Here is a 13,248-nt window from a genome sequence, read left to right on the forward strand (position 1 = left end):
ATGAGCAGGGGATAACTATTTGAAAATAAATAATGCGGTAAGCCAAAAAACGCAATAAGTAGGTAACATGAACGCTGGCTAATTTTTTATCATATTATTTTAATATATTATTCTAAAAATAATTTAAATGACGATCTTTATCTCTAATACAATCTGATTATTTATATTTTTTATATATGAATGCTGTGTTTTATATTGATTTTTACTTCTCTTTAAATACAACTCTTTTTGTTTTTTATGCAGGGTTCTTTCATTTTTTTTGTTATGTTTGAACTTTTGCCTATAAATTTTTCAATTGTTTTTCTTCATTTTTTTTATATAAATTACATAAGATTAATATGTGATTTTTGTTTTTTAATTTTATTTTTATTCTTCTTATTTTATTGAATTTATTAACTTTGTTTGTATTTTTTGATTTTATCAATTTGTTGCTTTTTGTTTTTGTTGTTCGTGGTTTTTCATTGTGATACTTAATGTTTTTAATTCTTAAGTCTTAAAATGAAATAACTTTTTAACTTTATTTTTTTATAAGAGAAGCTATAGTTCAATTGGGTTGTTTATAGATGATTTTTTTACCTTAATTATCCTAAGGTGTTATTTATTTTTGCTATGATACATGGTTGTTTTTATCTTATTAATTAAAGGTTTTAATTTATTTCATTCTGAGTATTAACTTATTCAGGGTAAGTAATTATTGTATAAAAGTTAATATTATCATTCTATTTTTTTGAATTTTAATGCCGACAAAATGGAAGATAATATGTCTCAATAGGGAAGTTTATATGTCGTTCGTTAATATGAAATTGAATCCGTTGTCCATTATGATAGCCAAAGCAATACCGGCTATAACTTTTGTGACTGCTGTAGGCTATAACTCAATAGCTCAAGCCTTTGTTTTGCCTTCAACTGCCGAAACGATATCGACCAACATCGATTTGAATATGTACAATGCAATAATACCATCAGGGGAAACTTTGATTATTGCTGTAGGGGCTAACCATAATGCTTTAACTGCGAATAACGGTTATCGCATTTATGAGACTACTCCAGGTACATTGTCTGGAATTTATACAAATAGCGGTTATGGTATTAATGCCAATACCGGTGGTAACGTTACTTTTAATGGTGATTTGATTATTACGTCTGGCGTTACCACAACAAACAGTAATGGTTTAATTACTTCAGCTTCTCCATCGGGGGACAGTGGGTCAGCCATTCTGGCTGATGGCTTGAATAGCTCCGTTCTTTTAGGAAAAGGAGCAACGATTACCTCTTACGGTTCATCAAGCTCTGCCGTTATCGCAAGCAATGGCGGTGATGTGGCATTGAAAGGTAATGCAACTATTCAAAGTGACGGTATTAGCCTTTGGGCCCACGATACAGGTAAAATTACGCTTGATAATAACGTCTCTACTGTTTCAACCTCCGGTTCTGTCATCGATGTACAAACTGGCGCTATAGTGAGTGTGACCGGCGGGAGTATGTCAACTCAGGGGATTGATGCCAATGCCGTTAACGTTGATGGTACCAATAGCCATGTTAAGTTGACCGGCGTGAGTTTGGAAACCCAAGGGCAAGGTAGCAAGGCTTTGGTCATCAGTAATAACGGCACAATTGACGTTATCAATGGTAGTGTTAACACCAAAGTCGGCGATCTCACTTCAACTGTAGCGCTATTTAATGATAGTGGTGCGGTAAAAAGCGGTACCCTGAACGTTAGTCAGTCTAATCTGAATACGAGCGGCACTCATGGTATTTATGCTGAGGAGGGGAGTTGGACCGTTAATCTGGATAATTCATCTACCTTATCGGCAGCACAGAATGCCATTTATTTATCTGGCGCAACTGGCCCTTCAGTCGTTAATTTTAGCGCGACCAACCAATCTGTTATTAATGGCAATCTGATGGTTGATCCAGCCAATGCGGCCTCCCGTCTACAGATGACCATGGATCAGTCCATGCTGACCGGTATGGCTGAGGGGAATATCGATCTTACTGCCAATAACGCCAGCCGTTGGAATATGACGGAGTCATCTCAAATCAATCAACTGGCATTGTTAAACAGCTCGGTTCATTTCGCGGCTCCGGTGGCCAATCGCTATAAGGTATTGACCATTAATAACTTGTCAGGCAACGGTACCTTCTATATCAATACTGAGTTGAATGAAGGTGGAGCCAATACCCACTCCGATCTGATCCATGTGACTGGTAATGCCAGCGGTAACCATTTGTTAAATATCAATATTACCGCTAATAATCGTACGCAAACGGTTGATGATGGGATTAAAGTTGTTCAAATAGATGGTTCATCATTAAATACTAAGCTGTTTGCGCTGGACAATGAAGTCAGCATTGGTGCTTTTGACTACTATCTGTTTGAAGGTAGTAAAGATGGCGCGGATACAAATGACTGGTATCTGCGTAATGAGGCACCGCCGGTAGTAACTCCACCCGTAACACCGCCAGTTACGCCGGATCCACCAACCGGGACAACCCCTGAATCGGATGGTTCGTCTGGATCGGGCTCTAACGTCACTAATCCGCTGCCGAAACCAGCGCCAGCTCCTACGCCGTATCGTAAGGAAGTTCCGGGCTATATTGCCGGACCATACGTCAATATGCTGTATGGTTATCAAACGGTGGGAACGCTACATGAAAGAATGGGCGATACCCAACAGTTTGCCCGTGGTTATGATGATAAAACCTGGGGTCGTTACGGCGGTCAGCATCTGGAGTCGAAGGCGGGGCGTTTTAACTATGATATCGATATCATGTTTGCCCAGTTTGGTCGTGATTTATACCAGAGCGAAACCGCTGCCGGAACACTGATTACTAGCGGTGCCACGGTAACCTTGGGTCGAACTCAAACCGATACCCGTGATAAAGGCCGGGCCTATGTGGGTGACAGTATTCATACTGGGGGAATCACCACAAACGCTTATAGTCTGGGTGGTTATTATACGCGCTATGCGCAAGATGGCGGTTATATCGATGCGGTGACGCAGTTCACCTACTACGATAATCATTATAACAGTCGTTATGATGCCGACCAGAAGAGCTATGGTTTAATTTTATCTCTGGAAGGCGGGAAACCTTACGGTGTAACGGATAACTGGAAAATCGAGCCGCAGGGGCAAATTGTCTATCAGCTTCTGAAGGCTGAGGATTTCAGCGATAAGATATCTAATATCTATGGCGATAGTCATAACACTGGGTTAGCGCGTGCCGGTGTTCGCTTCTTCCGTGATCAGGTTGAGGATAAAGACAATGAAATCTTTAAGCCTTATTTAACATTAGATGCGGTGAGCTCTTTAACTAAAGCGCCATCGGTTAATGTTGGCGGCACTAATGTACGGGCTGATTTTGACTCTAGTTGGTGGCAGGGGGGCGCAGGTATCACGGCAAATGCCGCTAAAAATACCTCGTTCTATCTGGATGTAAAATATCTGAAAAGCTTTGAAGGTGATTTAGATGGTTACTCTGCTCATCTAGGTGTCCAAGGGCGTTTCTGATTATTCTTTTCTTGTTATAAATTCCCTTTGTCTGGCTTTATCTGGAGCCAGACTTTTTTGTTGTTTAAACAACATAGTACTGTGCAGCCGACTCGGGCTATAATCTATTCATATTTTATTGGATTGTGATCGATGTTTAACCGATCAATTTATGGGTAGCATTCATGGATTCAGAGTCTCTTTTCCGCATCGCTATTTTAGTTGGGTGTTTGGTGTTAGCCGCCAGAGGAACCCGCTTTCACCTCCGTTATTTCCTGATTGCCATCGCTGCAATTGCTGGCCTGACATTAATTATTGATGCTTTCAGCTAATGATATTGCACGCTTATCGCACCATAGAATCAATGAATTAACCCGCTGGCGCTTGAAAGCATGGGATTATCTACTCATACTGAACGGATATTGAATTTTCTTATAGAGAGCAAAGGAGTAAAACATGGCTGAAGAGACTATTTTTAGTAAAATTATTCGTCGTGAAATTCCATCGGATATCGTTTATCAGGATGAACTGGTTACGGCATTTCGCGACATTTCTCCGCAGGCTCCAACACATATTCTGATTATTCCTAATATCTTGATCCCAACGGTTAATGACGTTAAGCCTGAGCACGAACAAGCTTTAGGGCGAATGATGGTTGTTGCCGCCAAAATTGCTGAGCAGGAAGGGATTGCTGAGGATGGCTACCGTTTGATTGTTAACTGTAATCGCCACGGTGGTCAGGAAGTTTATCATATTCATATGCATCTGGTGGGTGGCAAGGCGTTAGGACCAATGTTATCCCGCTAGTGAGTATTGCAAAATATTTGTCTGGCACAGTAAGCATTATTGTGGAGTAGGGAATGAAAAAAGTTCTGTTTTTAGGGCTGGGTTTGGCCGTATTGGCACTGAGTGGATGTCAGGTAACGAATAATAAGCAACCGACCAAGCCGCCGGTAACCGTTACGCCTCCGCCACCTCCGCCGTATCAGCCACCACCGACACCGCCAACGCTTCCTCCGGCAGAGCAGGCCATTAACTGGATGGCCAGCGTAGAACCGCTGGTGTCTAAAATGGTGAGTTCATCAGCAGAAGCGACGGATAACGGTATTTTATTGCTGGATCAGGTGAAAAATAATACCTCCGGTCGGGTGGAAACGGCTGCTGCAACAAAAGCGCTAAAAGAGTCATTAATATCGACCCGACATTTTGAGCTGGTACCGGACAGTAAGTTGGATGAAGGCCGTCAGGCTCTGGGATTACAGGGTGACGATAGTTTAATTTCCCGATCAAAAGCCATCAGTCTGGCGCGCTATCTCGGGGCTAAATACATTATTTATGCATCGGCTAACGGTAATCCGGGAATGCCAGAAATTATGCTGCAGCTGATTCAGGCTTCAACCGGTGAAATTATCTGGTCCGGTAAGGGTAATGTTCAGCGTTAATTCTCAGTTAACACAACTAATATCCCGGCATCTACCGGGATATTCGGCAGAAGAATTAAGCATAACCTCGGTTTCCGGCTTAACCGGAACATCATGGCAAATTGCCAATCATCATCCATGCTGGTTGGCGAAACCGCTGGCAAGAACGGATGCTGTATTAGGCATTAACCGTTGGCGTGAATATCACTTTTTAAAGCGATTGTCAGCCGTCGGGCTGGCAGCAGCGCCTTTATTGATAACCAATCAATGGCTGATATCTGGCTGGATAGACGGTCAGTTAATGGATAAGGCAACATGGATATCCGCTGACGGTCGTAGCATGTTAGCGGATAGTCTGGTTAAACTACATCGGCAGCCAACCGTTGGATTTTCTCTTGATTTACATCAGCGCTTTATTCGTTATTGGCAATCCATCGATCGGCATAGAATCACGCCTAACTGGTTGCGATTGCATCAGTCTATGCTGCGCTCACCTTGCCCCAGACCGCTAAAGCTAGCGCCAACCCACCTTGATTTGCATCCAGATAATATAGTGCTGACGGCAAACGGCCCGGTTTTAATCGATTGGGAATATGCGATTGATGCTGATATTGCTTTTGAATTAGCCGCGCTGTTTGATGGTAACCGTTGGGATCAAGCCGCAGAAGCCGATTTTTTACAGCATTATATTCGAGCCGGGGGCTATGAGGATCTGGAAACGTTAGCCCGACAGGTAGCGCTCTGGAAACCGTATACCCATTATCTGATGTTGATGTGGTATGAAACACGTTGGCAGCAGACGAGAAATTCGCTGTATCTTGAGGCGAGTGATTTGCTCAGAAGTGATTATGCTATTTAGTTATTGTCTCACACTGATTAGAATGGTTGCTGTTTTTCGCCTTGGGTAAAAGGCTGGTGGTTTTTTTCCGGGCATTTGGTGTGAGCCAATCAGCCTGTCTCTATTTTTACGCTAAAGAATGTAGCAAAGTGAGGTTAATGTGGGACCAGTGATGTTAGATGTCGTCGGCTATGAGCTGGACGCGGAAGAGCGTGAAATATTAAAGCATCCATCGGTGGGTGGTTTGATATTTTTTGCCCGTAACTTTCACGATCCTGCACAGCTAACGGAGCTGGTGCGTCAGGTACGGGAAGCATCACGTCATCGTTTATTGATTGCTGTCGATCAGGAAGGTGGCCGAGTACAGCGTTTTCGCACAGGCTTTACGCAATTGCCTGCCCCGCAATCATTTGCTGCCTTACTGGAAGAGCGTGAAGCGGAAAAAATGGCACAGGAAGCCGGGTGGCTAATGGCAGCTGAGTTGGTCACGCTGGATATCGATATTAGTTTTGCACCGGTGCTGGATGTTGGTCACAACAGCGCAGCCATTGGCGATCGCTCTTTTCATCACGATCCTGAAGTGGTCACCCTGATGGCCAGTCAGTTTATCCAGGGAATGAACAGTGCGGGTATGCGCGCTACCGGTAAACATTTTCCCGGCCACGGTGCGGTATCTGCCGATTCCCATAAAGAAACGCCGGTGGATAACCGTAGCTATCAACAGCTCTATGATAACGATATGGCGGTGTTTCGCCGCCTGTTTAGCGCAGGACTATTGGACGGCGTGATGCCAGCGCATGTGATTTACAGTGAAGTGGATCCTCGCCCGGCCAGCTGTTCAGCACATTGGCTGAAAAGCGTCTTACGCCAGCAGTTAGGATTCAGTGGCGTCATTTTTTCCGATGATATGTCAATGGAAGGGGCGGCTATCATGGGTAGCTACGCTGAACGTAGTCAGGCCGCTCTGGATGCCGGTTGTGATATGGTTTTAGTTTGTAATAATCGTGAAGGTGCGGTTAGCGTTCTGGATAATATACCGTCCGATATTCGTGCTGAACGGGTTAGTCAGTTGTTTCATAAAAATAAATTAACGCGTCGCGATTTACTGGCGTCTTCTCGTTGGCAACAGGCAAATAAGCAACTGACGCTATTAAGTGAACGCTGGGAACAGTACAAGCAACAAAACCTGAAAGCATAATGTATATCAGAGAAAAAGATTGAAGATAGTGATACTTTTTCGGCAAGATAGGTTGATTGGCCAGTACAGAGCAGGCAGTGAGGCTAAATATGATTATTTATTTACACGGTTTTGATTCAACCAGCCCCGGGAATCATGAGAAGGTTTTACAACTACAGTTTATCGATCCCGACGTGCGTTTTATCAGTTACAGCACGCTGCATCCGCGCCATGATATGCAACATCTGCTAAAAGAGACGGATAAAGCCGTTCAGCAGGGCAAAGACACGCAGCCGTTGATTTGTGGTGTCGGTTTAGGCGGTTTTTGGGCTGAACGCATTGGATTCTTGTGTGGGATTCGTCAGGCGATTTTTAATCCTAATTTATTCCCTCATGAGAATATGCCGGGGAAAATTGATCGTCCTGAAGAGTATCTGGATATTGCCACCAAATGTGTGAGTGAGTTTCGCACCAAGAACAAAGATAACTGCTTGGTGATTCTTTCCCGCAATGATGAGGCGCTGGACAGTCAGAGAAGTGCTGATGTGCTCAATCCTTATTACAATATTATCTGGGATGAGAATCAGGCGCATAAGTTTAAACAGATCTCTCCTCATCTGCAGACGATTAAAGCCTTTAAACAAGGTTAAACTTAAGTCAGTTCCAGTGAGTTAACGCTAGTTTGAGCCGTAATGCCGTTAGTTTAAGAATTTTCACGTAAGTATGTCATGACTCAACAACTTCACCAGCAACTACCGTCATCCCGGTGAAAACCGGGATCTCGGTGTTAACTAACAAATGAATACTTGGCCTAAACACTGAGCCTCATTGTATTTCTATAATCTTTAACTGGCCCGTATGGGCTAATGCTATACCTTCAAATTTCCCCGGCAGTTTTCCTGCTAATACTGACAAAATCACCCAAAATAGGTAAAAATTGATTTATATCAATTTTGGTATGACCAAATGCCCAGTTATGTTATTCTGCCGATAATTTTATAATGAGAATCGCCCGGTACCAAGGTCTGTAGGCGATTTCGCGTATTCATTACCCTAATTTTTGGTTTATTTTTAGTGGGATATCAAAGTGAAAACAGAAACTAAAAAAATTGTTATTGTCGGTGGTGGAGCCGGCGGGTTAGAACTTGCAACCAGTTTGGGTAAAAAACTAGGGCGTAAAGGTAAGGCAGAAATTACGTTGGTGGATCGTAATCAAAGCCATTTATGGAAACCGTTACTGCACGAAGTGGCAACCGGAGCGCTGGATGATGGCGTTGATGCCTTAAGCTATTTGGCTCATGCGCGTAACAATGCTTTTCATTTCCAGCTCGGTACGCTGATTGATATTAACCGGGAAGAGCAGAGTATTCGTTTGGCGCGCATTGAGGGCGAACAAGGCGAAGAATTAGTGCCTGAACGCAATATGTCTTACGATATTTTGGTGATGGCATTAGGTAGCGTTTCTAACGATTTCGGCACGCCTGGCGTCAAAGAGAATTGTATCTATCTGGATAATCCACAGCAGGCTCAACTATTTCATAACAAAATGTTGAACCTGTTCTTGAAATTCTCCTCGCATCCTCATGAAAAAGAGCGGGTGAATATTGCCATCGTGGGTGGCGGTGCGACTGGGGTAGAGTTATCTGCTGAATTACATAATGCAGTTAAACAGCTGCACAGCTACGGTTATCGTGGATTAGATAATAAAGCGCTAAACGTCACTTTGGTGGAAGCCGGAGAGCGTATTCTGCCAGCCTTACCAACCCGAATTTCATCTTCCGCCCATCAAGAATTGACTAACCTGGGTGTGAATGTTCTGACGCAAACCATGGTAACCAGCGCCGATGCCGATGGCCTGCATACCAAGAGCGGTGATTTTATTAAGGCCGATTTGCTGGTTTGGGCGGCGGGTATCAAAGCGCCTGACTTTATGAAAGATCTGGGCGGACTGGAAACCAACCGAATTAACCAGTTAGTGGTTAAACCAACCCTACAGACAACGCAAGATCCTGCGATTTTCGCCATTGGTGACTGTGCTAACTGCATGCAGGAAAACGGCACGCCAGTTCCGCCACGCGCTCAAGCAGCACATCAAATGGCCAGCCTGTGTTATAGCAATATTTTGGCACTGCTGAATGGCGGGACGCTGAAAAATTATCGCTATACTGACCGCGGCTCTTTGGTTTCACTGTCGAAATACAGCACCGTTGGTAGCCTGATGGGGAACTTGACCAAGGGTTCTATGATGATTGAAGGCCGACTGGCTCGATTGGCGTATATCTCCTTGTATCGTATGCATCAGGTGGCGTTATTTGGCTATATCAAAACCGGATTGATTATGTTGGTGGGAAGTATTAACCGGATTATTAGACCGAGATTAAAACTCCATTAATTCTACATAGTATTGGTGTTGAGCTTTGGCCTTCAATATATGCATCAGAATGTTGCCGAAGGAAGGCCAAAGGTAGCATGCGTAGCAAGGATGTTGCAGAAAATTGCGGAAAAAATAGGTTTATAAGGGGCTTTGGCTATAAAGCCCCTTACTCGAGCGCAATACTAACGCTCTAATCGATGTTCCTCGAACTGACCCAACAACGAACTAATAAACTCTAACCGCTTTAGCCTATCGCTTAAATCAACGTTGAACTTCAACTTCGTCGGGCCATCAAGGCGATAGCGTTGTGGTTGCTTTTGCAGCAGGCCAATCAAATAACTTGGATTAACGTTATTATTTTCGCTGAACTCAATAAATCCGCCTTTCTCATTCCCCTCAATACGCTTAATGCCTAGTTTCTTGGCGCGTTGGCGCATTAAAGCGGACTGAAGCAGATTGCGGGTTGCATCCGGTAGCAAACCGAAGCGATCGATCAGTTCGATTTTCAGTTCGTCCAACTCATCTTCCGTTGAGGCGCTGGCAATACGTTTATAGAATGACAGTCGGGTATTGACGTCTGGCATATAGTCATCAGGTAGCAGGGCAGGAACGCGTAGTTCCACCTCAGTTTGGTTGACGGTGAGATCTTCCAGCGATGGCTCCCGACCTTCTTTTAAAGCATCGACGGCACTTTCCAGCATCTCCATATACAGAGAGAAACCGATGGTGGTGATTTGACCACTTTGATCTTCACCCAATAGCTCCCCGGCACCGCGAATTTCCAGATCGTGAGTTGCTAACGCAAAACCAGCACCCAAATCCTCTAGTGAGGCAACGGCTTCCAGACGCTTAACGGCATCGGTGGTCATGGCCTTCGGATGAGGGGTAAGCAAATAGGCATAGGCTTGGTGATGAGAGCGCCCAACCCGCCCACGTAACTGATGCAATTGCGCTAAACCGAAACGGTCAGCACGTTCCATAATGATGGTATTGGCATTGGGAATATCAATACCGGTTTCGATAATGGTGGTACAGACCAGCACGTTGAAACGCTGATGGTGGAAGTCAGACATCACCCGCTCAAGATCGCGTTCATGCATCTGACCATGACCAATAGTAATCCGTGCTTCCGGTACCAAATTAGTGAGATGCTCCGCGGCCTTATTGATATTGGCAACGTCGTTATAAAGATAATAAACCTGCCCACCGCGCAACACTTCACGCAAAATAGCCTCGCGAATAATCAGATCGTCATACTCGCGTACAAAGGTTTTTACCGCTAAACGGCGCGCGGGTGGCGTAGCAATAATCGATAAATCACGCATGCCGCTCATCGCCATATTCAGCGTACGCGGAATCGGTGTGGCGGTTAAGGTCAGAATATCGACGTTGGCACGCATGGCTTTGATTCGCTCTTTCTGGCGAACGCCAAATCGGTGCTCTTCATCAACAATCAGCAGACCCAAGTCTTTCCAATGGAGATCGCTTTGCAATAGCTTATGGGTACCAATCAGAATATCGATTTTGCCTTCTACTGCGGCTTGCAGAATCTGTTGCTGTTCTTTAGCGGTACGGAAGCGCGACATCACTTCAATACGGATTGGCCAATTGGCAAAACGATCGCGGAAGTTATCATAGTGCTGTTGTGCAAGTAGGGTGGTGGGTACCAGAATAGCGACTTGTTTAGCATTAATGACCGCTAAAAATGCCGCCCGCATAGCCACTTCCGTTTTACCAAAGCCCACATCGCCACACACCAGTCGGTCCATGGCATTGGGGCGGCACATATCACCGAGAACCGCACCAATGGCGTTAGTTTGATCGAATGTCGGCTCATAAGGGAAGGCTTCGCAGAACTGTTGGTACTGTTCTTTATCCTGCTTAAAGGCAAATCCCGGCTTGGCTTCGCGGCGGGCATAAATATCCAGCAGTTCTGCCGCCACATCGCGCACTTTTTCTGCTGCTTTTTGACGGGCCTTGCTCCAGGCTTCACCACCCAATTTATGTAATGGGGCGTTCTCTTCGGCACCGCCGGAATAACGGCTGATCAGGTGCAAAGAAGAGACCGGAACATACAGCTTATCTTCACCGGCATAGGTCAGGATCAGATACTCAGCTTTGATACCACCGGCTTCTAAAGTAGTTAAACCAACGTAGCGGCCTACGCCGTGTTCCAGATGGACCACCGGTTGACCGGGGCGAAGCTCCGCCAGATTGCGAATCAGGGTATCGGTATTGATCGCGCGCCGGTTATCCTGTCGACGAGTAACGACACGTTCCCCTAACAGGTCGCTCTCACAAATAACCGCTGTTTGGTTTTCATTGTCCAAAAAGCCATGTTCGCAGGCGCCAACCATCAAGTATGAGCCGGGTTCTTGCGCCTGATCCAACTCGTCAATCAATGATGGTTTTAATTTGATGCGTGTCAGCAGTTCTTGCAGGGTTTCACGACGGCCTTCACTTTCCACCGAGAAAACCACGCGACCGCTGAAGCTTTCTAAAAAGCGTCGTAGATTATCCAGCGGCGATTTGTGCTGATGCTGTACTGAAACATCAGGTAGCGGTTGATAATCCAGATTCAGACTACCGCCTTTCTTGGCGACGCTATCGCTGCTTAATTGAATGCGAGGCCACTGCTTTAATTCAGCAAATAACTGATCGACGCGTAGCCACAGGCTTTCTGGCGGTAACAGTGGACGCATGGGATCAACGCGGCGATTTTCAAAACGCTGGGAGGCATCGAGCCAAAAACGATCTGCGGCACTTTCAATATTGCCCAGACTGACCAGTAGCGTATTTTGCGGCAAATAGCTAAATAGCGCGGGAAGAGGCTGACTGAAAAACAGCGGTTGCCAATATTCAATACCTGCAGGCCAGATTTCCTTAGAAACCTGCTGATAGATGTGTTCCGCATCTCGGCGAACCTCAAACTGCTCGCGCCATTGGCTACGGAACAGTTCAATGGCGTTTTTATCCGTTGGAAACTCATGGGCTGGCAACAGATTAATATGGTCAACTTCGTTTAGGGTTCGTTGGCTGTCAACGTCAAACAGACGAATACTGTCAATTTCATCATCGAAGAAATCCAGACGATAAGGCTCATTGCTCCCCATCGGGAACAGATCCAGCAGAGCTCCTCGGGTAGCAAACTCCCCGTGCTCCAACACTTGATCGACGGAACGATATCCAGCCTGTTCTAACTGTGCTCGCAGGTTATCCCGCGATAAGCGATCGCCTTTTTTAGCTACCAGCGCATGGCCCATCAGGAAAGCGTGGGGACAGACTTTCTGCATCAAGGTATTGACCGGCAGAATCATCACTCCATCCTGCATCTGCGGTAGTTGATACAGGCTTGATAAACGCGAGGAAACAATCTCCTGATGAGGAGAAAAACTGTCATAAGGCAGCGTTTCCCAGTCCGGTAAGGCGGTCACGGTTTTATGGGTAAACTGGCGTAGCTCATCGTTGATGCGCAAGGCCTGCTGCATATCAGAAGCAATGAGTAATACGGGCCCATTGTGCCGATTAATAATCTCAGCGCTGATAACCGTAATCGATGAACCATATAAATGACCTATCTGGCGTAGATCACCCGGGCGTTCTGGTAAGGTAAAACGATGTTGAAGGGACATGCTGTATATAAAGTCTCTTTAAATTAGACGGGTCATCAAACCCGCTGAGATCCGCTGGTTGGCGCAATCCCATTCCAATCTGAATCAAATTGTGTAAGGCTACGCGGCTCACGCGTAGGCTAGATTGTTATATATTAATCTAATCTGCGGGTGGTTGTCCGGTGAAATAGATTTAAATCTGCGTTATCTGTCCGATAACGGGGATTTTTCCGTCATACTATCAGTGATAAAATGCAGCCCGGAAAAAATATGGTGGGATAAGCGTTTAGTGGTTCCATAAAGTAGAACCAGCCTTTATCATTCCCGGGCAATTTG

General features: G+C 45.1%; 9 protein-coding genes. 8 read left to right on the forward strand and 1 reads right to left on the reverse strand.

The window, feature by feature from the left end:
- The first annotated feature begins 782 nt into the window (after window positions 1–782).
- The 8 genes from BMZ28_RS05145 to BMZ28_RS05175 all read left to right on the forward strand — a co-directional run bounded on the left by BMZ28_RS05145 (window position 783) and on the right by BMZ28_RS05175 (window position 9,319).
- Complete coding sequence (locus BMZ28_RS05145) at window positions 783–3,512, forward strand: autotransporter family protein (RefSeq protein WP_074821234.1); 2,730 nt, start codon at window positions 783–785, stop codon at window positions 3,510–3,512.
- Window positions 3,513–3,676: 164 nt separating this feature from the next.
- Window positions 3,677–3,823: a hypothetical protein gene (locus tag BMZ28_RS17485; protein ID WP_158487428.1), complete on the forward strand. Its 147-nt coding sequence runs from the start codon at window positions 3,677–3,679 to the stop codon at window positions 3,821–3,823.
- Window positions 3,824–3,947: 124 nt separating this feature from the next.
- On the forward strand, window positions 3,948–4,298 hold the full coding sequence (gene hinT / locus BMZ28_RS05150; protein ID WP_074821237.1) for a purine nucleoside phosphoramidase: 351 nt from the start codon (window positions 3,948–3,950) through the stop codon (window positions 4,296–4,298).
- A gap of 53 nt (window positions 4,299–4,351) precedes the next feature.
- On the forward strand, window positions 4,352–4,933 hold the full coding sequence (gene lpoB, locus BMZ28_RS05155) for a penicillin-binding protein activator LpoB (protein ID WP_074821240.1): 582 nt from the start codon (window positions 4,352–4,354) through the stop codon (window positions 4,931–4,933).
- Window positions 4,920–5,771 carry a phosphotransferase gene (locus BMZ28_RS05160; RefSeq protein WP_074821243.1) on the forward strand — a complete coding sequence of 284 codons (852 nt, stop codon included), beginning with the start codon at window positions 4,920–4,922 and terminating at the stop codon, window positions 5,769–5,771. The genes lpoB and BMZ28_RS05160 overlap by 14 nt, the downstream gene beginning before the upstream one ends.
- 139 nt (window positions 5,772–5,910) lie before the next feature.
- Window positions 5,911–6,948 carry a beta-N-acetylhexosaminidase gene (gene nagZ / locus BMZ28_RS05165; protein WP_175474931.1) on the forward strand — a complete coding sequence of 346 codons (1,038 nt, stop codon included), beginning with the start codon at window positions 5,911–5,913 and terminating at the stop codon, window positions 6,946–6,948.
- An 89-nt stretch (window positions 6,949–7,037) separates the two neighbouring features.
- On the forward strand, window positions 7,038–7,577 hold the full coding sequence (ycfP, locus tag BMZ28_RS05170) for an alpha/beta hydrolase YcfP (protein ID WP_074821250.1): 540 nt from the start codon (window positions 7,038–7,040) through the stop codon (window positions 7,575–7,577).
- 437 nt (window positions 7,578–8,014) lie between these two features.
- A complete protein-coding gene (locus BMZ28_RS05175; RefSeq protein ID WP_047780773.1) occupies window positions 8,015–9,319 on the forward strand; it encodes an NAD(P)/FAD-dependent oxidoreductase in 1,305 nt (434 codons plus the stop codon).
- 164 nt (window positions 9,320–9,483) lie between these two features.
- On the opposite strand, the gene mfd is transcribed toward BMZ28_RS05175, so the two are convergent.
- Window positions 9,484–12,933 carry a transcription-repair coupling factor gene (mfd, locus tag BMZ28_RS05180; RefSeq protein ID WP_074821253.1) on the reverse strand — a complete coding sequence of 1,150 codons (3,450 nt, stop codon included), beginning with the start codon at window positions 12,931–12,933 and terminating at the stop codon, window positions 9,484–9,486.
- Window positions 12,934–13,248 lie beyond the last annotated feature (315 nt).

The sequence above is a fragment of the Pragia fontium DSM 5563 = ATCC 49100 genome (assembly GCF_900112475.1).
Classification (GTDB): domain Bacteria; phylum Pseudomonadota; class Gammaproteobacteria; order Enterobacterales; family Enterobacteriaceae; genus Pragia; species Pragia fontium.

What these genes read in the sequence shown, in the direction of transcription:
- BMZ28_RS05145 (WP_074821234.1), top strand. Translation starts at nt 783, where the DNA reads ATGTCGTTCGTTAATATGAAATTGAATCCGTTGTCCATTATGATAGCC.
- BMZ28_RS17485 (WP_158487428.1), top strand. Translation starts at nt 3,677, where the DNA reads ATGGATTCAGAGTCTCTTTTCCGCATCGCTATTTTAGTTGGGTGTTTG.
- hinT (WP_074821237.1), top strand. Translation starts at nt 3,948, where the DNA reads ATGGCTGAAGAGACTATTTTTAGTAAAATTATTCGTCGTGAAATTCCA.
- lpoB (WP_074821240.1), top strand. Translation starts at nt 4,352, where the DNA reads ATGAAAAAAGTTCTGTTTTTAGGGCTGGGTTTGGCCGTATTGGCACTG.
- BMZ28_RS05160 (WP_074821243.1), top strand. Translation starts at nt 4,920, where the DNA reads ATGTTCAGCGTTAATTCTCAGTTAACACAACTAATATCCCGGCATCTA.
- ycfP (WP_074821250.1), top strand. Translation starts at nt 7,038, where the DNA reads ATGATTATTTATTTACACGGTTTTGATTCAACCAGCCCCGGGAATCAT.
- mfd (WP_074821253.1), bottom strand. Translation starts at nt 12,933, where the DNA reads ATGTCCCTTCAACATCGTTTTACCTTACCAGAACGCCCGGGTGATCTA.